A 16,694-nucleotide genomic window follows, 5' to 3' on the forward strand; every position below is an offset into this window, starting at 1 on the left:
CATACCTGAAGAGGCGGAGGGGGGAGGCAGCAAGCGGCCTCCGCATAGCCTAAACAGGTCGATACCGTTTGTCACCCTTGAGCATTTGGGGGGGATGTCTCCAACTGCTCGGCGGTCCGTTGCAGCGTTGCGATCCGTTCCGTCAACTCGGCCAGGCGTGCGGACGCGGCGATCGCCTCGGACTGGAGCGCCTGGTTGCGCTGCTCCAGTGTTGATCGCTGAGTCGAAAGGTCCTCAACTTGCCGGCGAAGAGCGGCGTTCTCTCCCTCGGCCTGGGCCGTCTTCTGCTTTGCATCACTGAGCTGCGTCTGCAGACCGGAAACCGATCCGTTCAACACCTTCAGTTCCTTGCGATGTTCGGTGCGCTCCTGGTCGAGCTGCCGCATGAACTTGGCGGTGTCCTTCTCGTAGCGTTCCAGTTCGTTTCTGATCTCCAACTCAAGCCGTGCGACCTTGGCCTGATGCTCGGTCGCCATCTCGGCCACTACCTGGTGGCGGTGCTGGGTCTCTGTATCCAGCTTGCCCTGCCAATGGCGTATCTCTTGATCTTTCTCCGCAAGGGCTTGCTGGTGAGCCAAGTGTGCAGTCGAGAGTTTCTCCTGCTCCTGGACGAGCCGCGCGCCCAGTTGGCGCAACTGCTCTGTAAGGCCTTCCTCGCGCTGCGAGGCCATATCCAGCTGTTGCTGCAGCAGCTCGACCTGCCGGTCTCGTTCCGCGAGCTTTTCCCTGGTCTGCGCGGCCAGCTGCTCAGCCTGGCTGGCTGTCTCCTGGGCGCGCCGGTTCTCCTCATGGAGGAAGGTGCGTAACTCGTCGAGCTCGCCGCGGGCGGCCGCTTTTAGCTCCAGCCAGAGGGTGCAGAACGCATCCTGTACCGGCTTGGGGTAGTCGCCGGCGGAAGCGCGCTCCGCCACCTCAGCGAGGATCTGCTTGACCTCCATGAGGATCGTGTTGCTCGACCCCTTGCCGGTGATCTCGCGAACGCGCCGCCAAGCCGGGGTCTCCCCGGCGCGCAGAAGGGACATGACAGCTTCGAAGGTTTCAGGGCTGTACTTGTTGCGCATCGGAGTCACTCCCGCGCGGGCACGCTGCCGGCGACGCTTGCATTTGGGTGAGGGCGGCCTGCAGCCGAGCGACCTTGCGCGACACTGCATCGAAGTCGGGTGCTGGCATCCTTGGGTAGGTGTTCCGCCAGTCCTCGCCATAGAGCATCTCCAGAATCGCTTCCGGCATCTCGTCGACTTGCTCTATCAGCGGTATCGCTTCAGCGGCTCGGTAGAAGACGCGGGCAGTCGTGAGATCAATGCTCCGCAGGCGACGCCGACGGATGATCATCGACTTCGCCTGGCGTGCGATTTCAACTCGATCAGGAGACGCTCCGCTCCTCTGCGTGAGCAGCTGAGCAAGGTGTTCTGGGGAAGCTTGTGCGATGAATTCAAGAGGCGAGACCGGCACGCTGTGCAGACATGTCCATGCCTCGGACGCCGCGCCATCAGCGATCGTCAGCAGTAGCAGGCTCTGCCCCGGCTGATCGATATAGGCGGTGAATGGTTCACCGCCTTCTATCGAGATGGCGGTGCATTGCTTGAGCCTGGCAGTCATCGGGAATCCTAGTTTTCACGTCATCCCAATATATGCTTTTGCAATGCACAAAATCAATATTTCGGAGTTAGAGGCTGGGCGCGCTGTCGCCGCCCTGAGGTGACCGAGGGTCAGGAAGTTCGTACATGTGTGCAGGAACTTCACTGGCCGCCACAGGCACGTTGGACTTGATACAGGCGGGATTAAAGATCACGCCAAGCACCTCATTGCCCTCTGCGCTCTCAAAGCTGGCATCGATCCCGTTTGCCAGGAAAAGCGCAGCAAGCGCGAGCCCCCGGGCTCCATGGGCCAGGTCAGCTTCCACGCAGAGGTTCAATATCGACTCGGCCAGGCAGTGGGGGGCATCGCCTACCAGAATCCGGGAGGCGAGGTCCCGCCGGCCAGACGCAGCACGGAGCTTGGTCAGGAGTTCCGCCTGGGCACGCTTGGGAATCTGCTTGCGGACGAAGTTCTCCACTTCCGCAATGGGAATAGCTGCGGATTCAAGCAGTAAGCGTGGCTCCAGTTCGAGTTTGCGAACCTGACCATCACCCCTGGCGTTTTTCTGCGCACTGAGGAAGTGGGTTGTGCAGTAGATGCCCGGCGCTCGCTCGTTGCGGCCTTTGCGGCCGGGGTGAATGTCGGCAGCGCCGTCCCACTGCCGGCCGCCATGCCACATGACAATACGGGGAAGCTTTGTGCTCGATGAGTGCATTGTGACTCCTTTCTTGGGCCAAACAACGCGTAATCATCTCATGGAGTCGCTACCAGATCATTGGCCGGAGCTGGGGAGCGCTGAACGAGTTGACCCATCACTCTCTCGGCGCCGTGTTCCCACAGCATGGCCTCAAGAATTCCTGCCGCGGTGATTGCGTCACCGTCGGCGCGGTGCGCCGTCCCTTGCGTCACATCATAGGCCTTGGCGACCGCGGCGAGCTTGCCGCGCTGGGATCCGCTGACTTCAATCCAGATATCCCGGACATCGAGCTGCATTTCAGGCTCACAGATCGGGAGGCCGTACCGAGCCATGCAAGCCTGCAGCACGCCTACATCAAACGCCCGGCTGTTGAAACCTGCAACGACATGCCTCTCGAATACGGTGGAAACCCAGGGGTGAAGGCTTGGGTAGTCACGGGCCCCGGAAACCATCTGGTCCGTGATCCGGTGTACGTCTGTTGCGCTTTCAGGAATAGGGAAGCCGGGGTTCACTAGGGTGGCCTCGCGTTTGATCACTCCGCTCGGCGAGACGCCCAGGTAGCCCAGCTCGACGATTGCGACATCCGGGTCCAGAAAGCCTGTTGACTCACAGTCGATGATGAAGATCGATCGCTTGAGCTCGCGAGCAAGCTTTGTGATCAGAGGGTAAGGGTTCATGTCGCGCCTTGGGCTTATGCTGGAAAAGATTGCTTGATATTCTATCGCAATATCATAAAGCAATGCTGCAGGGCCTTCGGCGCCTTGCGCGACGGTGGATCATGAAGACGCTCAATGCTCAGTTGCCGATTCAAGCAGCAGTCGACGCAGGTAGCTCTGTGCGCATTCGATCGCTTGATCTCATCAAGTGGATGGCCATCGTACTGATGGTTCTCGACCACTTGCGCGCCGTCTGGCCTGCAGCTGAACCGCTAACGGTTCCAGGCCGGATGGCGCTGCCTCTTTTCTGTCTCGCGATGGCGGCGAATGTCACTCGGCAAGCCCAGGGGGAAAATCCCTGGGCGCAGAACCGGCGCTATGCCATCTCATTGATTGTATTCGCAGTGATCAGCCAGGCTCCGTATCAGGCCCTGTTCGGCCCAGGGCTGAACATCATGTGGCTGCTTCTTCCTGCGCTCCTCATTGCCCTGGCAATTCATCACCAGGGGCACGCGGTTTGGCTAGGAATCATTGGTTTCGCGTTTACGATCGCCGCCAGCAGCCGGCTTGGCTACCACGCGAGCGCTGTGCTGATTCCCGCGGCTATGGTGGGAGCCATCACGGCTACGGGCTGGATCCGTGTTTTCTGGATCTGCTGCGCCGCGACCCTCTGTGTAACGGCCAATCTGTTGATACCAGGTGTTCCTGCGTTGGCGTCCGAGGGCGAGCCGTTTGTTCTGCTAATGATGGGGGCGGCCTTTGTAGCCCCGATGTTCGGCTTGTGGTTGCTGCGACAGCGCGTCCAATTCCTCCTGCCCCCGGTTGGGCGGTGGGGTTACCTATTCTACCCAGCGCACCTCGCAGCCTTTGCGCTGCTGCGCCTGCTCACACACTAGGAGTTGAGCGCCATGAAAAAACAAAAGCCAATGCCGACCGAGAAAATGGATAAACCGAAGGGTCAGCCAAAAAGGCGAGATAGTGAGCTTCGCGAGCAGATGGGGCCTTGGCTTTCCTGCCCGCCGGTCATTGATCCCTGGGAGGATGGCCAGGTCGTTCGCTGAAAGCGTGCTCGTGTCTGCTCATCTATGCACGGTGCATAGAGTGCTGGCAGATACAAAAGCACGATTTGCGCAGTTATTTACTATTGCAATTGCGTTGCGATACTTCTAGTCTACTCCTGACCATTACCACAGGAGTTGGCAGCATGCCCATCCGCCACAGCATCGTTCACCTGATCGACAAGAAGCCCGACGGCAATCCTGCAGTGCTGCATGCTCGCGAGAACGAGTTGGCCGCATCGGAAGCCATGGAGAATCTGCTGGCCGACCTCAACGAAAGTTACAACGCCAAGCAGGGCAAGGCCTGGGGCTTCTTCCACGAGGAGTCCGGCGCATACCCGTTCAGTGGCTGGCTGAAGGCCTACCTCAATAACGAGCAGGACTTCACGACCTTCAGCCGCCAATCTGTCGAGCAGCTGCAGAAGCTGATGGAAGAGTCCAACCTGTCCACCGGCGGACACGTTCTTTTCGCCCACTACCAGCAGGGCATGACCGACTACCTGACCATTGCTCTGCTATTGCACAGCGATGGGGTGGTGGTGACCGACACGCTCGAACTCACTCCGTCCAAACACCTGGACCTCGGCCAGCTGCACCTGGCCGCACGCATCAACCTCAGCGAGTGGCAGAACAACAAGCAGTCCAAGCAGTACATCTCGTTCATCAAAGGGAAGAACGGGAGGAAGGTATCGGACTACTTCCGCGACTTCATCGGCTGCCAGGAGGGCGTTGACGCCCCCAGCGAGACCCGCACGCTGCTCAAAGCCTTCAGCGACTTCGTGGAGAGCGAAGATCTCCCAGAAGACGCAGCCCGCGAGAAGACCGGCATCCTGGTCGACTATGCGTCCTCGCAGGCCAAGATGGGCGCACCGATCACCCTGGATGAGCTGTCCGGCCTGATCGATGAAGATCGTCCTCGGGCGTTCTACGACCACATCCGCAACAAGGACTACGGGATGTCTCCCGAGTTTCCAGCGGATAAGCGCACTCTCAACCAGTTCCGGCGCTTCACCGGAAGGGCCGAGGGCTTGTCGATCAGTTTCGAAGCGCACCTGCTGGGTTCGAAGGTCGAGTTTGACGCGGAGCGCAATACGCTCCTCGTCCGCGGCCTGCCGACCCAGCTGGTCGACCAACTCAAGCGTCAGAAGGGCTGATTCCCATGCATCATGCAGTCCTGGCAACACGGTCGCTCTGGCTGAAGCTGAAGTCTCACCAGCGTGGCGAGGTAGTCACCTTGCATCGCGACGAGTTCTCGGCCCGTGAGAAGGCCCGCAAGCTGAACACCCAAAGCAACGCTCGCTGGAAGGAGGATGATTTCGTAGCCGTCCACTGCCCAGATGGCTTGAAGAAAGGTGATATCCGCGAAGATCTGATCGTTGAATGGGAGAAGAAACAGGTCCGCGACAGAGGCTTCCGTCTGATGCAGGCGATCCTGGCGGAAGAGTTGACCGGGAAGCGCGACATGCATGCTGAAGACGCTGGAGTGATCCTGTACGACCTCGGTCTCACCCTGGAGCAATTGCGCGAGATGTACGAGGTTGAAGTACGGGAAAAGCACGCCGTGCAGGTCCAGCAGATGCAGGAAATGGCGCAACGCAAGGCTCGTGGCTTCGAGGCGCAACAGAGCGTCAACTCGCTGCGCAACCAAGTCACCTTCAGCGTGCCCGCTGTGCGCGGCGTCCAGGCAGGCAAAGAGTTCTACCTGACCCAGGTGCCCTACGGCGTGCTGGCGAAGATGTTCGTATTCGATGACGAGCAGGTGCCCGCGGAGCTCCGCGCGCAACGCACTCTGAACCCCAAGCGGGCCCAAGGCATTAGTGAATACATGCTGTCGAATCGGGATGACTATGTGCTGCCGTCCCTGACGGCCAGCGTCGACAAGGCCATGTGTTTTGAGCCGATCGAGGGTAACGACCGCCTGGGGACTCTCTACATCCCCATGGACGCTACCATGCTCATCAACGACGGCCAGCACCGTCGCTACGCGATCGAGTTGTGCCTGAAGGCAGACGCTGGCTTCCAGCATGAAACCGCGCCGGTGCAGATCCACTTCGACCAGGGGCTCAAGCGCAGCCAACAGATCTTCTCGGACATCAACAGCCGCCAGGTGAAGCCGAGCAGCTCGATCAATGCGCTGTACGACCACCGCAATCCATTCAATGCCTGGGTGCTGGATTTGCTGGCGGCCATGCCGGATGTGAAACGCCGGATCGACTTTGAAAACGCGAACCCCGCGGCTCGCTCTTACAAGCTGTGGAGCCTCGTCTCCTTCAAGCGCTTCGTCACCCTCCTGACGGGCGTTGGCGACAAGACGATTGGCTTGATCGATAAGGACCGCCTCGGCGAGGTCAGTGGGTTCGTCGTCCGCTTCATGGAGGAGTGCAGCAACCACATCCCTCAATGGAATCCCATGCTGCAGGCCCAGATCCCCGCGTTCGATGTACGAGAGCAATTCGTTATCGGGCATGCAGTGTTTCTTGAGGCCCTGGGCATGTTCGCGCGCGTGGCGCTGTTCCATGGCACCTACCTGACGGCCGCCGAGCGGGATGCGAAACTGATCACACCGGATCGAGCCAAGTGGATGCGCCTGGCAATGCTGCAGGGTATCTCGCCGGCCAAGGACCATCCTGACTGGCAGGGACGCTGCGTACACCTGGGCAAGATGCAGAAAACCACTGATGGTGTGAAGTCGACCGCAGCGTTGCTGCTCAAGCTGGCCAGCATCGAGCTGCCAGCTGAGATGGCTCAGGTTGATGCCCGCGTGCTGGCAGCCAGGGACGGGAGTTGAGTATGCCCACCTCCGACAATGACGAGACGCTGTACCGCGTTGGAAACTTCCTCCAGCCTCTGCCAGGCGACCCCACGGTAAAAGGGATCGTCATGGCAGGGGAGGAGGCCCGACGCATGGCCAAGGCCGCGTCGTGCACTCCGATCGCCATCTGGGGACAGCATGACGAAACCATCGCGCTCTTCCTCAACGGGGAAGAGTTCCGGCCTGTTTGATCACCAGGGGAACGCTCTCAGTGAAGAAGGGTGATCCGATTTACTGTCGTTGCCCAGCCTGCCGCTCAACGGACGTTAACCTCTATGAGCACTTCACGGTGAGCGACCTGTATGAGGTTCGCGGCGGAAAGCTCGCGGATCGTCTGAGTGAGGAATCCCCACAGGCGACGGGACAGGTTGATGGTCGGTGCGTGAAATGCGGTCACCGGTGGCGGCTGCGGAAGAATGTGATCCAAGAGGCTTACTTTGCAGCTGACGACAGCAGGAAAACAAGCGATGACGACGCCTGACAACATCACGAAGGAAGGGGTTGAGGTTAAACCCGGTCAGGTCTGGAAAGACCTGGATAAGCGCTCCTATGGACGGCAGTGCAAGGTGATTACCGTCGAAGACGGGAAGGCCAAGATGCAGCATTACGCTCGTGGCCAACTCGGAAGCAAGACCACCGTCTCCATCCGTCGCATGTACAAGCACAGCACCGGCTGGGAATTGGTCAGCGAATAAGGAGGGTCGACTTGCTATGAGCCAGCCGACAGCACGTCAACTAGCCGTTATGCGATTTCTCGCACGGAGCTATCCGGGCCCGTGCCTGCTGAATGAGCTTGACCAGTTCAGCCCTGAGCACCCGGAGATCATCACAGCTCGGCGGCATGTGCCGGCGATCCGGGCGCTCTACCGCAAAGGCTGGGCCGCTCCATGGAAAAACTGGGGGCACTGGGCGTCAGTTATGACTGACGCCGGCATGGCAGCATTCCGCGAAGCATGCGAGCCCGCGGGAGAACCTAATAATCAATCGATTCGAGGCAACCAAGAATGGCCGCAGCCACCAAGAAGCTGAGCAAAGCACAGCAATTCATCAAAGACATGATCCGCCACCGCGGTATTGAGTTCGCTCAGATCGGGATGATGGTCGAGGTTGATGGTGGCATCGGTACGATCCAGGGCATGAACGACAGTGCGAATCTGGATGTTGTGTTCAGCAATAAGCTCAAATACGGCAAGCATGCACACAACTGTCACCCTACGTGGCGAGTGAAGTATTTCGATGCCGACGGCAAGCTGATCGCCCATCACGATGGCGATCGCTGGCTGATCAGGCCGGACCAGAAGGCAGCAGCAGTTTGAGTGCGCCCCTGAAGGATTCAGGGGCTGAAGGAGCTGTGGGGGGCGCTAAGTGCAGCCTGACCCAAAGCTATCTGAAGAGCGATCTCGATCACCTTGTCTGCAGGGATCGTGACTGCCGTATCCAATAGCCCCTCAGGGCTCTCGTGCTCTTCAGCCCTTATTGGACTGTGCGTAGATGGGATGCGGTAGGTCTGGATTTTCCGAGGTAGTGATGGAAGCAGGCACTCCTCGACGAGACGAATCAGCACTGCATGGGCGAACGAGAATGAGCGCCCATCGCCATTGCCCAGTGCTGCATCAGAAACCAGGGAAGGGCACTGATCCTCAATGTCATACAGCACATCATCCAGAACGCTGCCGTCGGCGAATCCCCAGTTGTTGAACAGATCAGCCGCGCTGAGGGTTACGCTGGCTTGATGTGCGAGCCTCATGGCTGCTCCGGAATGTCGTCTGGATGGATCCCATAGAGCCTGGCTACAGGCTCGCGGAGCGCATTACGCAGGCTGGCCAATTCCTCTTCCAGGTACGCGATACGGGCCTGGGCTTCGGAAACACCGGTCTCGGCCATGAGCGCCGCGGCGGCATAGGTTTCCATCCGGACGTAACTCAACTCACCAAAACCACTGAGGCTGTAGCCGGTCAGCTGAGCGAACTGCTCGCGATCTTCAGCGCTGAAGTCTTTGCAGGCCAGCATGTTCATGTCGATGCCGCCATTGTCGAGCAAGTAACTCACGATCGCATTCGACTTGAAGCGCAGCGTGCCTTGCGAGTCAACGACCAGCGGTTGAATCGGGTGGTTCATGTGCGGGAGCTCCTCTGTTTGACCGCTGCATAATAGGCACATGTGCCTACTTGCGCAACGGTGCTCCGCCGGCACCGGCCGGCAGTGCCGTTACGCATCGCTGCCTCAAGGGTAGGATGGGGAAGCGGATTGCAGGTCGATCTCCTTGCGCTCTTCCTTCGCCAGGATCGCCCGATCGCGCACCACGGCTGCAGCCTGCAGAGCAAGCTCCAGATTGTCCGAGGCCTCCTCCTCAACAGTGCGACGGTAAACCGGGCTCGCATCCATGCCATCCAGGATGACCTGCAGCATGTCTTGCTCGCTTGGCGTCCCGTCGAATCCGTAGTATTGAACCAAGTGCTTGCGGGCCAGCGCATACGCGCTGTTATCGCGGCGCATCTGGTCGGTGATCTTCTCCAGCCTGATGATGGAGTCGTTGAACTGGCCGATCTCCTCAAAAGCGTCGAGATCATGCTCCCGTGCCGCCTGGGCCTGCAGCTCAGCGATCTTCGCCTCGATCTCGGCCGACTGAGGGCCGGTTCGAAGCGGGGTAGTAGGACCCGGGTTGATCCAGACGGGCTCTTGCGCTGGGGTGCGGTCATTTCGCATGGCGTCGGTCTCCTGACCTTGGGTTGGCAACACGTTGGCGGCAGGCAGCTGAGCGCTGTCCTGCAGATATTGGGAAATCTTCACGTAGTCCTCTCGACCGAAGATGGTCTGGATCTCAGCGAGGCGCTCGGCTTCACAGCGGAACAGCTCGCAGATGTCCGAAGGCGAACTCTGGGACAGCATGCGAGGCACTTCGACGGCAGGGTTGTCGCCGGCGAGGTCGGCATCGAGTGGGGCGGGCACATACAGGCGCCGTCCGTAGCGCAGTGCAGCTTTTGCAGTGTGCATGCTCCCACCGTCTGGCTTGCTCTGAACCATGACAACCGCCTGGCTCAATCCAGCCTGGATTCGGTCTCTTTCGAACAGGCGTCTTGGCACAAGCGGAGTACCAAAGGGGTATTCGCTGACCAGGGCGCCGCCCTGATCCAGGATCCGCTCAGCAAGTGCCGCGTGCTCGCGCGGGTAGATGGTTTGCAGCCCATGCCCGAGCACCGCCACGGTGTGTCCACCGGCTTCGAGCGCGGCGACATGCGCCGCAGCATCGATACCAACGGCCAGGCCGCTCACGATGGATACGCCAGAGGAGGCGAAGTGGCCCGCGATCTTGCTTGCCACAACAGAGCCCCGCGGGGTTGGAGCGCGTGTCCCGATTACAGCGAGGGTGTTCTGCAGGGGCAGCGTGCCTTTCACGTAGAGAAAGAACGGAGCGTCTGCGGCCATCCCCAGCAAAGCTGGGTAGCCTGGCCCACCATGGGTGAACAGCTGAACGCCTGCTTTGATGGCTTGCTCGCGATCGGACTCGGCTGCACGCATTGCTGCATCCCACGCTCCGGCCTCGGCCAGCGCGCGGGAAATACGCGGGTCGATCGCGCCCAGGTCAGCAGCTCCCATGGACTCAATACCGTCATGGGCTGCAGCTTTGCGCAGCGTTGCAGCGCCTACGCCTGGAAGCCAGCCAAGGGCGATAAGGGTGGTCAGTCGATCAGTCATGGGGCAGGACCTCCTCCAGATAGGATTGCCGACGGCCAGAGGGGTACTCAGAAACACCGTCGCGCGGAAACTCAGCGCTCAGCTGCCGATGCAGCCCTAGAAGCTCAGCCAGGCTGCCAATAGCGACGAATTTCACTTCCTCTGGGTCGACGAGCGACTCGCGCAATGCGATGTAGCCTCGGTCGACACAGGCGACCTCGGCGCTGCAGCCGCCGCAGTCCAGGTGGAAGAAGTGCTCCTTTGCGCCCTTGGCCACCTGATCGGTGCCAGTGATCGCGAAGAAGCAGACGGATTCGGGATGCATCGTGCTCATTTGCCAGAAGCGCTCCGTAGTGACAGGCTTATCAAGGTCCCTCTGGATCTGCAGGAGAGAGCGTGAGGAAAGACGAATTGCGTGAGCTTCTGGAGAAGCGCACGAAAATTTTCGAAGACGTTTACGGCGGCTCGGTAACCACTTATGCGGCAGAGCCCACGCCAGAGCGTAAGCCCTGGCGAAAGAGGCCCAGCCTGCTCGATGAGGCCTTTCAGGCCGAAATCGACAAGGAAGAGAAGCGCCAAGCATCGCTGCCTGAGCCGTAGCAAGACGGCAGGCCTCACGCCGCCGCCTTGCGCTTGAGGAATTGCTCGGCCAGCGCCTGGATCCGGGACTTGTCGGAATGCCGTTGGGTGAGAGGAGCGTTCGGGTCGACGATGCCGGAGGACTGAGACGCCTTGAGACCAAGCAGCTCGACCATAGGCGGGTCGGACCCGTCATCGCTATTGAGGTAGATGGCTGTGACCTGCTCTTCCTGGCCTTCCCGCTCCAGGCGGCCGATTACCTGCTCATGGATTTTCGGCGACCAATCAAGCTCCCCGAAGATAATCGTCGAACAGCGGTACTGCAGCCCGTCCAGTCCAGCGCCGGAGCGCAAGCTCATGATGAACAGGTTGGTCTTGCCCGAGACGAAGGCCTCTTTGGCTTCGTTTTTCTGCTTGTCACTCTCACTCCCGGTGTACATCACCGGATTGAAGTCGGCCAACTCCCGGAGCCAGATGTCGTAGACATCGCGGTGCCAGCCCATCAGCATGACGGGCACATCGGCTTCCAAGAGCAGCCTGGCGTACTGAGCCACAAAGCGCGCCTTGGCCACGCCTGTGATCCGACGCATGAGCAAGTCGAGTTCCCGACCAGCGCGACCGCGCTCCATGAAGGAGCCCTCCGTCGTCCTGATGGCCAACTGGCGGGCCAGTTGCTCGACCGACCGAAGCGTCTCCGAATCGGAGCCAACTTCTTCGACGATCACATTGAGCGGTGGCATCTGCTGGCCAACGTCGCGCTTGGTCCGACGCAGGAAGACTTTCTGCTCACGAAGATAGGTGCCGAGGGCTTGAGGGTCTTTGACCTTCTTGTCGCCATCTGTCCACTCGCGCATGAACTCCTCGTGGTTGCCGAGCAACCCGGGGTCAACCGCCTGCATAATGTTCCAGAGTTCGACGCCGTAGTTGTAGATCGGGGTCGCAGACAGCCCAAGCCGGTATTCCACGCTGTTGGCCAGCGCATGCGCTGCTTGTCCCTTACCACTCTGGGCTCCGGTTCGGAGCTCCTGGATCTCATCGAAGATGGCCGCCTTGAAGAAGCCGTCCTGGAAGGTGTCGATCCAGCCGAGCAGCTGGCTGTACTTGAAGATGTAGACATCCGCCGGCGGCAGGTCATACGGCCGGGTGCCCTTGATGCAGTGGATGGTCAGCTCGGTGAATCCGCCAAGCTTCTCGGCCCACTGCCGTTGCAGGTGGGTCTGAACAACGACCGCTGCAGGTCGGGTCTCCATGTGCAGGATCAAAGCGGCGGCCGTGTAGGTTTTTCCAAGCCCTACGTCGTCGCCCAGGAGCAGCGACTTGCGCGCAAGCGTGAGGTCGACCGCTTGGCTCTGGTAGTGCCGAATCACGCAACCGGGACGCAGGCCGACAGTTTCGGAGGGGCTGTATTCGGGGCGGAGGATCTCCTCCATCCGAGCCTGCTCTCGCTCGAAACTTTGCCTTCCCCAATCCAACGCCGCGGCATCTGCCGGCGAGATGGTCAACGGGTAGCGAGTCGTGAACCAGGAAAGATCTGCGCAATGGGCAAGATCATTGGGGAAGAAGTATTCTTCGGTCACCCACTTCGGGATGCGCGGGAAGAGTTGCTTGAGACGGATCGCCACATGCGGCGCGACGCCACGCATGACCCACTGGGAACCATCCACCAGGGCGAGGTGGCCATAGCTTCGATTCATAGCCAGCCACCTCCCATGGAAACAACGGCAGCCGGCTTACCGTTGATCGCCGAGGGCAGCCCCATGGCCGTCCCTGTCATCAGCAGCAGACAGTCGACGCTGCCATGTTCCGCGTAACGCTCCAGCTGCCGGAAGATGGCTTTGCGCTGCGCCCGGGTCTTCAACTCCAGTGCGACGGTGATCCCCTCGACCTTCACGAGGAAATCCGGGATATCGCTCTTCGACAGAGGCTTTTCGCGCTCGAACTCAAGGCCTGCAGCCTGCAAGGCTGATTCGAGGTCGGCCTGGGCGCGTTTCTCCAGCGCCATATCCAGGCGCAGCCTGGAACAGAAGTCCCCCAGCTTGGCCAGGGCACGCTCTTGCGGTGAGTAGGTTTTCTCGGCGTTCATGGGTGTCCCGGCCCTCAGTGCTTGGTCTTTCCTTCAGCCATCAGTGCGGCGATCTCCTCAGGCGGGACCGCAACAAGCTGGACGCCAAACGGTAAGGAACCGGTTCCTTCGAGGAAGGCCAACAGCATGTCGAGCTGTTGCGCCTGAGAGTCTGGAAGGGTTTCGAGCAGTCGCTGGCAGCGCTGCAGCGTGTGGACGCGCCGACGCATGTTCTCGTACTGGCCGCGAACATCGGCATGCCGCTGCTTGAGATCCTCGTTGCTGCATGCCTCCAGCTCTCGGCGGTCTTCTTCAACCAGGTGGTAGATCGTGGGTTCCTTGTGCGAGCACCCAACGGTGCCGCTTCGGGCCCACATCGTCCGCGGGGTCATTTGGGATGCCAGTCCGAGGAAGTTCAGGCCAATGGCCAGAATCTGGTCACGCTGGATGTAGAAGGATCGATCCTCAATGGGGCCAACACCGCCTGACGCGTTCTTGCCACGGATGACCACATTTACGGTGTCGAACATCGGGTCCTGGGCATCGGCGATATAGCCGGAACCACCCTCGACGGTGACGAACTTGTTGCCGATCGCGAACTTGAGGTGCACATCGCGCTTAGCCATTGGCTTGCTCCGAATCCAGGGTGGTGGGGTAACCATCGAACAGCTGGCCGTCCAGCAGGCGTCCAGCGGCTTGCTTGCCTACGCGCAGCATGGGCAGCGCACCATCGGCGGTTGTGGGGCTTTCGAAGCAATGCACGGTGCCATTCTTCGCCACGATGAAGGCGGGGACACGTTGGGCGCGGCCCATGGCGGTAGAGAACACCTCCCCGTCAAGTGGCGGACGCCATTCGCCCCACTGCTTGAACAGGAACGGCACGCCATTGGCGCTGCATTGATCCCTCAGGGCGGCAACCCAGTTCGGGTTCATCGGGCGCGCATCGCGTCCAGACTCACCACCAACCACCACCCAGTCGATGCGCTGCAGGCCTGCGTGGCTGGGATTTACTCGGGCCATACCCGTGCACCCGCCGCATCGGCACAGGATGTCGCCCGCCGGCGTCGCCAAAAGATCGACCGGGCCAAGCAGCGGCTCCATCGACAGCCAACGAACGGCCGCCGGCGATTGGAGCAGCAGCGGGATGCGCTCGTTAGCGGTTTCCTGATTTTCAACAGAGACGCCCAGCCAGACGTTCTTCACGGGCCAACTGCTGCGATCGGCCTCACTGGGGCGGCGGGGGCGGAGGCCGAAGCTACCGCGCAAGGCATCCAGGGAGTGGCGCAGGATGTCGGAGACACCATCCGCGCCGCGGCAGTTTTCGACTGCGCGCTCCCACGAGAAATTGCAGAGGTAGTCCTTCATGCGCTGGGGGCGCTTAGTCAGCACCTGAAAGGTGTGCTGAGCGGCCAGCGCCATAACGACGAAGATGCGGTCAATGGCCTGTTCCGAGACATTCTCGTGGAACAGGTCCGACATGCTGTTGACGAAGATCAGGCGACTTTTTTGCCAGCGCAGCGGTTGATCGAGAACGCTGTCGACCGTCTTGATAGCGCCGTTCCACTGGCCCCCTTTAGCCAGCAGGCCGTCATAGGCCCCATTGCCTTCCGGCACCTGGCGGCCGCGATCCATTGCAATGACTCGCGCCGCCACATTTTCGGCGTAGCAGTACCGGCAGCCTTCACTTACACGCGAGCAACCGCGGATAGGATTCCAGGTTGCATCAGTCCATTCGATGTTCGTCTTATCAGCCATGGCTCACCATCGGAATATGCCAACATATAGCCGATAGTAAAGCACGATGATTTACAAAATGCGATATGTTTTGACGCTAGATTGAATCTTCTACAGCCTGAGCATCAGCCTTCCATGCCCGCACTTCAGGATCTCCAAAGCCGTAGCAGCAAGGGGGTTCGACTTTGCTCTTGAAGCCGCCGAGCCAGAAAAAGCCTCCGTGCCTGGTTGCTCCGCAGACGTTGCATTCACGCCAGCGGCCGAAACCAGGGGCACTTGTCCAGCGGAAGCTGTGCTTGCGTGCCGCAGCAGGAGCCAGGTCAGGAGAAGGGGATGTCACGGCCGGTTATCCGCGCCGCAGTTAGGGCAGTCCTGATAAACCTGAACCTGACTCAAGAAGCGGCCGCAACCTGCGCAGTTCGATAGGTAGCGGCGCAAGCGCTGCCGTTTGATTTTCGGCAGTTTCAGGTTCACGCCCCGCAAGGCCTCGCGATGATTCATGGAGCTCACCGAAATCAGGCGCCGGGCCTTGCCTTCAATGTAAGAGGCCTCCATCGGAGTGATGTGGAACTCGTCCGCGAGCAGATCGCTGATCTCCTCACGGGTGAAGGTTCTGGCCTTGCCGAGGTCACTGGACCGCGAGAGGCTCCTGGTGAGCCAGATCAGATCGTTTCCGTTCCAGTCCCCTGCGATGAAGGCGTAGAACGCTTCACCCTCGGCGCCCTCGTTCTTGTGCACGGCCTGGCAATCCACGCCACGATGCGCGCGCTCATCGATGTATGCCGCCGGCCAGGGCAGATCCGTTTCACGGCTCTCGAACTGCTTTAGGGCACGCTCGCGCGTGAAAAGCTCCGCGCGATCGAGGCTGGTGGTGTAACCAGCTCCGTCCTTTGCCCACCACATTGCGCCCGTCCCGACATTGCTGCGGCTGTCCTGCAGGTAGAAAAAGTCAGACATTGGTGTTCACCTGGTAGTCGATATCGAAGAGGCTAAGACGGCCTTTGCACGGCATGAATGGAAGAGGGGCGGCCTCGCTCATCTCCCACCCATATTTCCCGGAAAACCACGGCGAGTCGCTTTCATCTACGCAGCCGGTGACGGTGACCCGTCCTACGACGCCGCCACGCTCCAGCGCAGAAAACTCAGGGAGCTCAACGCCAAGTTTGTTGCACAACGAAAGCGCTTCGGCGTATTCGTCCTTCGTCATGCCTTGGGATGCATGGATCAGCAGATCACCACGGTAGCCGGTCTTCCAGGAGCGGTTTTCTATGGGCTTGTGGCGATGGACAATCAACCAAGCCCAAGGCTGCCGAACGCTGAGCGCCTTCATGCGATAGCCTCCTGCTGCGGGGTGGCGACAGGCTCTGCAGGGGCGGAGACCAGCCCGAGACGAACTCCAGCCGCGCGGACGAGCAGGATGTCTTCTTCGTAACCCCAGGGGTTGTTGAAGCCGTTGTCCATCACCGGCTGGAAGTAGCCATGGCGAAGGCGGGAGCCAGCCAGCACATGCCGGCCGATGGACTGCAGCAGTCCCTTGAGCGTTCCTCCATGCGAAAATCCAGCCCAGTCTCCCTCCTTCGAGATGTTGATCCGCTGTCCGGTGTAATCGTCATGGAACCAAACGATCGTGCCCCGCGGATTCAGGCTGAGGAAGCCGTTATGGCCAGCCCCTCTATCTCGGAAGAAGTGGCGCCCACAGCTAGCGATCACCTGGATGAATTCGTTCGCCGCGTTGCAGCGTTGTGCGCGCATCTGCAGCGCAGTTTGCTTCTTGCCGTCGTGCACGCTGGTCATCCGTTCGCTCCTTCTTTCACCCACCGGCGAACCTTGAGTTCGCACCCAG

Annotated in this window: 23 protein-coding genes; 8 read left to right on the forward strand and 15 right to left on the reverse strand. The window is 60.2% G+C overall.

Features of this window, described 5'->3' with window-relative positions:
- Positions 1-71: 71 nt before the first annotated feature.
- The 4 genes from ACUTAF_RS24635 to ACUTAF_RS24650 form a co-directional block, all read right to left on the reverse strand.
- A complete protein-coding gene (locus ACUTAF_RS24635) occupies positions 72-1,061 on the reverse strand; it encodes a DNA-binding protein (RefSeq protein WP_445582544.1) in 990 nt (329 codons plus the stop codon).
- Positions 1,039-1,599: a hypothetical protein gene (locus tag ACUTAF_RS24640; protein ID WP_311188690.1), complete on the reverse strand. Its 561-nt coding sequence runs from the start codon at positions 1,597-1,599 to the stop codon at positions 1,039-1,041. The genes ACUTAF_RS24635 and ACUTAF_RS24640 overlap by 23 nt, the downstream gene beginning before the upstream one ends.
- 67 nt (positions 1,600-1,666) lie before the next feature.
- On the reverse strand, positions 1,667-2,293 hold the full coding sequence (locus ACUTAF_RS24645; protein WP_445582545.1) for a hypothetical protein: 627 nt from the start codon (positions 2,291-2,293) through the stop codon (positions 1,667-1,669).
- 38 nt (positions 2,294-2,331) lie between these two features.
- The gene (locus ACUTAF_RS24650) at positions 2,332-2,952 is read right to left on the reverse strand and encodes a 3'-5' exonuclease (protein WP_445582546.1); all 621 of its coding nucleotides are present in this window, start codon (positions 2,950-2,952) and stop codon (positions 2,332-2,334) included.
- A 101-nt stretch (positions 2,953-3,053) separates the two neighbouring features.
- Between ACUTAF_RS24650 and ACUTAF_RS24655 the strand changes: the two genes are divergently transcribed.
- The 7 genes from ACUTAF_RS24655 to ACUTAF_RS24685 all read left to right on the forward strand — a co-directional run bounded on the left by ACUTAF_RS24655 (position 3,054) and on the right by ACUTAF_RS24685 (position 8,117).
- Positions 3,054-3,827, forward strand: a complete 774-nt coding sequence (locus ACUTAF_RS24655; RefSeq protein ID WP_445582547.1) for a TraX family protein — start codon at positions 3,054-3,056, stop codon at positions 3,825-3,827.
- Between the two features lie 12 nt (positions 3,828-3,839).
- Positions 3,840-3,992 (forward strand): hypothetical protein, encoded by a 153-nt coding sequence (locus tag ACUTAF_RS24660; RefSeq protein WP_445582548.1) that lies wholly within the window; start codon positions 3,840-3,842, stop codon positions 3,990-3,992.
- 143 nt (positions 3,993-4,135) lie between these two features.
- On the forward strand, positions 4,136-5,143 hold the full coding sequence (gene yejK, locus ACUTAF_RS24665) for a nucleoid-associated protein YejK (RefSeq protein WP_445582549.1): 1,008 nt from the start codon (positions 4,136-4,138) through the stop codon (positions 5,141-5,143).
- A gap of 5 nt (positions 5,144-5,148) precedes the next feature.
- Positions 5,149-6,777, forward strand: coding sequence for a DNA sulfur modification protein DndB (locus ACUTAF_RS24670; RefSeq protein ID WP_445582550.1), 1,629 nt, complete (start codon positions 5,149-5,151; stop codon positions 6,775-6,777).
- A 2-nt stretch (positions 6,778-6,779) separates the two neighbouring features.
- Entirely contained in the window at positions 6,780-6,992 is a 213-nt protein-coding gene (locus tag ACUTAF_RS24675) for a hypothetical protein (RefSeq protein WP_445582551.1), read from the forward strand.
- A gap of 276 nt (positions 6,993-7,268) precedes the next feature.
- A complete protein-coding gene (locus ACUTAF_RS24680) occupies positions 7,269-7,496 on the forward strand; it encodes a DUF6354 family protein (protein WP_279649031.1) in 228 nt (75 codons plus the stop codon).
- 309 nt (positions 7,497-7,805) lie between these two features.
- Positions 7,806-8,117 carry a hypothetical protein gene (locus ACUTAF_RS24685; protein WP_445582552.1) on the forward strand — a complete coding sequence of 104 codons (312 nt, stop codon included), beginning with the start codon at positions 7,806-7,808 and terminating at the stop codon, positions 8,115-8,117.
- A 17-nt stretch (positions 8,118-8,134) separates the two neighbouring features.
- Here ACUTAF_RS24685 and ACUTAF_RS24690 read toward each other — a convergent pair whose 3' ends face one another.
- The 4 genes from ACUTAF_RS24690 to ACUTAF_RS24705 form a co-directional block, all read right to left on the reverse strand.
- Positions 8,135-8,548 (reverse strand): hypothetical protein, encoded by a 414-nt coding sequence (locus ACUTAF_RS24690; RefSeq protein WP_445582553.1) that lies wholly within the window; start codon positions 8,546-8,548, stop codon positions 8,135-8,137.
- Complete coding sequence (locus ACUTAF_RS24695) at positions 8,545-8,919, reverse strand: hypothetical protein (RefSeq protein WP_445582554.1); 375 nt, start codon at positions 8,917-8,919, stop codon at positions 8,545-8,547. Before ACUTAF_RS24695 ends, ACUTAF_RS24690 begins: the two co-directional genes overlap by 4 nt.
- 105 nt (positions 8,920-9,024) lie before the next feature.
- The gene (locus ACUTAF_RS24700) at positions 9,025-10,497 is read right to left on the reverse strand and encodes a DNA-processing protein DprA (RefSeq protein WP_445582555.1); all 1,473 of its coding nucleotides are present in this window, start codon (positions 10,495-10,497) and stop codon (positions 9,025-9,027) included.
- A complete protein-coding gene (locus ACUTAF_RS24705) occupies positions 10,490-10,810 on the reverse strand; it encodes a hypothetical protein (RefSeq protein WP_445582556.1) in 321 nt (106 codons plus the stop codon). The genes ACUTAF_RS24700 and ACUTAF_RS24705 overlap by 8 nt, the downstream gene beginning before the upstream one ends.
- A 62-nt stretch (positions 10,811-10,872) precedes the next feature.
- Between ACUTAF_RS24705 and ACUTAF_RS24710 the strand changes: the two genes are divergently transcribed.
- On the forward strand, positions 10,873-11,076 hold the full coding sequence (locus ACUTAF_RS24710; protein ID WP_311188678.1) for a hypothetical protein: 204 nt from the start codon (positions 10,873-10,875) through the stop codon (positions 11,074-11,076).
- Positions 11,077-11,090: 14 nt separating this feature from the next.
- Here ACUTAF_RS24710 and ACUTAF_RS24715 read toward each other — a convergent pair whose 3' ends face one another.
- From ACUTAF_RS24715 to ACUTAF_RS24745, 7 genes are all read right to left on the reverse strand, one after another.
- Entirely contained in the window at positions 11,091-12,749 is a 1,659-nt protein-coding gene (locus ACUTAF_RS24715; protein ID WP_311188676.1) for a DEAD/DEAH box helicase, read from the reverse strand.
- The gene (locus ACUTAF_RS24720) at positions 12,746-13,138 is read right to left on the reverse strand and encodes a hypothetical protein (RefSeq protein WP_311188675.1); all 393 of its coding nucleotides are present in this window, start codon (positions 13,136-13,138) and stop codon (positions 12,746-12,748) included. The genes ACUTAF_RS24715 and ACUTAF_RS24720 overlap by 4 nt, the downstream gene beginning before the upstream one ends.
- A 14-nt stretch (positions 13,139-13,152) precedes the next feature.
- A complete protein-coding gene (locus tag ACUTAF_RS24725; RefSeq protein WP_088192509.1) occupies positions 13,153-13,743 on the reverse strand; it encodes a hypothetical protein in 591 nt (196 codons plus the stop codon).
- On the reverse strand, positions 13,736-14,872 hold the full coding sequence (locus ACUTAF_RS24730) for a DUF5131 family protein (RefSeq protein WP_445582557.1): 1,137 nt from the start codon (positions 14,870-14,872) through the stop codon (positions 13,736-13,738). Before ACUTAF_RS24730 ends, ACUTAF_RS24725 begins: the two co-directional genes overlap by 8 nt.
- A 315-nt stretch (positions 14,873-15,187) precedes the next feature.
- On the reverse strand, positions 15,188-15,808 hold the full coding sequence (locus ACUTAF_RS24735) for a hypothetical protein (protein WP_311188670.1): 621 nt from the start codon (positions 15,806-15,808) through the stop codon (positions 15,188-15,190).
- Positions 15,801-16,181: an ASCH domain-containing protein gene (locus ACUTAF_RS24740; protein WP_445582558.1), complete on the reverse strand. Its 381-nt coding sequence runs from the start codon at positions 16,179-16,181 to the stop codon at positions 15,801-15,803. Before ACUTAF_RS24740 ends, ACUTAF_RS24735 begins: the two co-directional genes overlap by 8 nt.
- Complete coding sequence (locus ACUTAF_RS24745) at positions 16,178-16,645, reverse strand: hypothetical protein (protein ID WP_445582559.1); 468 nt, start codon at positions 16,643-16,645, stop codon at positions 16,178-16,180. Before ACUTAF_RS24745 ends, ACUTAF_RS24740 begins: the two co-directional genes overlap by 4 nt.
- Between the last annotated feature and the right edge of the window lie 49 nt (positions 16,646-16,694).

It is taken from the genome of Pseudomonas sp. SP16.1, from assembly GCF_052682975.1.

Coding starts and splice junctions, on each gene's coding strand:
- ACUTAF_RS24690 (WP_445582553.1), bottom strand. CDS start 8,548: ATGAGGCTCGCACATCAAGCCAGCGTAACCCTCAGCGCGGCTGATCTG.
- ACUTAF_RS24635 (WP_445582544.1), bottom strand. CDS start 1,061: ATGCGCAACAAGTACAGCCCTGAAACCTTCGAAGCTGTCATGTCCCTT.
- ACUTAF_RS24720 (WP_311188675.1), bottom strand. CDS start 13,138: ATGAACGCCGAGAAAACCTACTCACCGCAAGAGCGTGCCCTGGCCAAG.
- ACUTAF_RS24655 (WP_445582547.1), top strand. CDS start 3,054: ATGAAGACGCTCAATGCTCAGTTGCCGATTCAAGCAGCAGTCGACGCA.
- ACUTAF_RS24645 (WP_445582545.1), bottom strand. CDS start 2,293: ATGCACTCATCGAGCACAAAGCTTCCCCGTATTGTCATGTGGCATGGC.
- ACUTAF_RS24700 (WP_445582555.1), bottom strand. CDS start 10,497: ATGACTGATCGACTGACCACCCTTATCGCCCTTGGCTGGCTTCCAGGC.
- ACUTAF_RS24670 (WP_445582550.1), top strand. CDS start 5,149: ATGCATCATGCAGTCCTGGCAACACGGTCGCTCTGGCTGAAGCTGAAG.
- ACUTAF_RS24735 (WP_311188670.1), bottom strand. CDS start 15,808: ATGTCTGACTTTTTCTACCTGCAGGACAGCCGCAGCAATGTCGGGACG.
- ACUTAF_RS24715 (WP_311188676.1), bottom strand. CDS start 12,749: ATGAATCGAAGCTATGGCCACCTCGCCCTGGTGGATGGTTCCCAGTGG.
- ACUTAF_RS24640 (WP_311188690.1), bottom strand. CDS start 1,599: ATGACTGCCAGGCTCAAGCAATGCACCGCCATCTCGATAGAAGGCGGT.
- ACUTAF_RS24650 (WP_445582546.1), bottom strand. CDS start 2,952: ATGAACCCTTACCCTCTGATCACAAAGCTTGCTCGCGAGCTCAAGCGA.
- ACUTAF_RS24730 (WP_445582557.1), bottom strand. CDS start 14,872: ATGGCTGATAAGACGAACATCGAATGGACTGATGCAACCTGGAATCCT.
- ACUTAF_RS24725 (WP_088192509.1), bottom strand. CDS start 13,743: ATGGCTAAGCGCGATGTGCACCTCAAGTTCGCGATCGGCAACAAGTTC.
- ACUTAF_RS24695 (WP_445582554.1), bottom strand. CDS start 8,919: ATGAACCACCCGATTCAACCGCTGGTCGTTGACTCGCAAGGCACGCTG.
- ACUTAF_RS24680 (WP_279649031.1), top strand. CDS start 7,269: ATGACGACGCCTGACAACATCACGAAGGAAGGGGTTGAGGTTAAACCC.
- yejK (WP_445582549.1), top strand. CDS start 4,136: ATGCCCATCCGCCACAGCATCGTTCACCTGATCGACAAGAAGCCCGAC.
- ACUTAF_RS24685 (WP_445582552.1), top strand. CDS start 7,806: ATGGCCGCAGCCACCAAGAAGCTGAGCAAAGCACAGCAATTCATCAAA.
- ACUTAF_RS24740 (WP_445582558.1), bottom strand. CDS start 16,181: ATGAAGGCGCTCAGCGTTCGGCAGCCTTGGGCTTGGTTGATTGTCCAT.
- ACUTAF_RS24745 (WP_445582559.1), bottom strand. CDS start 16,645: ATGACCAGCGTGCACGACGGCAAGAAGCAAACTGCGCTGCAGATGCGC.
- ACUTAF_RS24675 (WP_445582551.1), top strand. CDS start 6,780: ATGCCCACCTCCGACAATGACGAGACGCTGTACCGCGTTGGAAACTTC.
- ACUTAF_RS24660 (WP_445582548.1), top strand. CDS start 3,840: ATGAAAAAACAAAAGCCAATGCCGACCGAGAAAATGGATAAACCGAAG.
- ACUTAF_RS24705 (WP_445582556.1), bottom strand. CDS start 10,810: ATGAGCACGATGCATCCCGAATCCGTCTGCTTCTTCGCGATCACTGGC.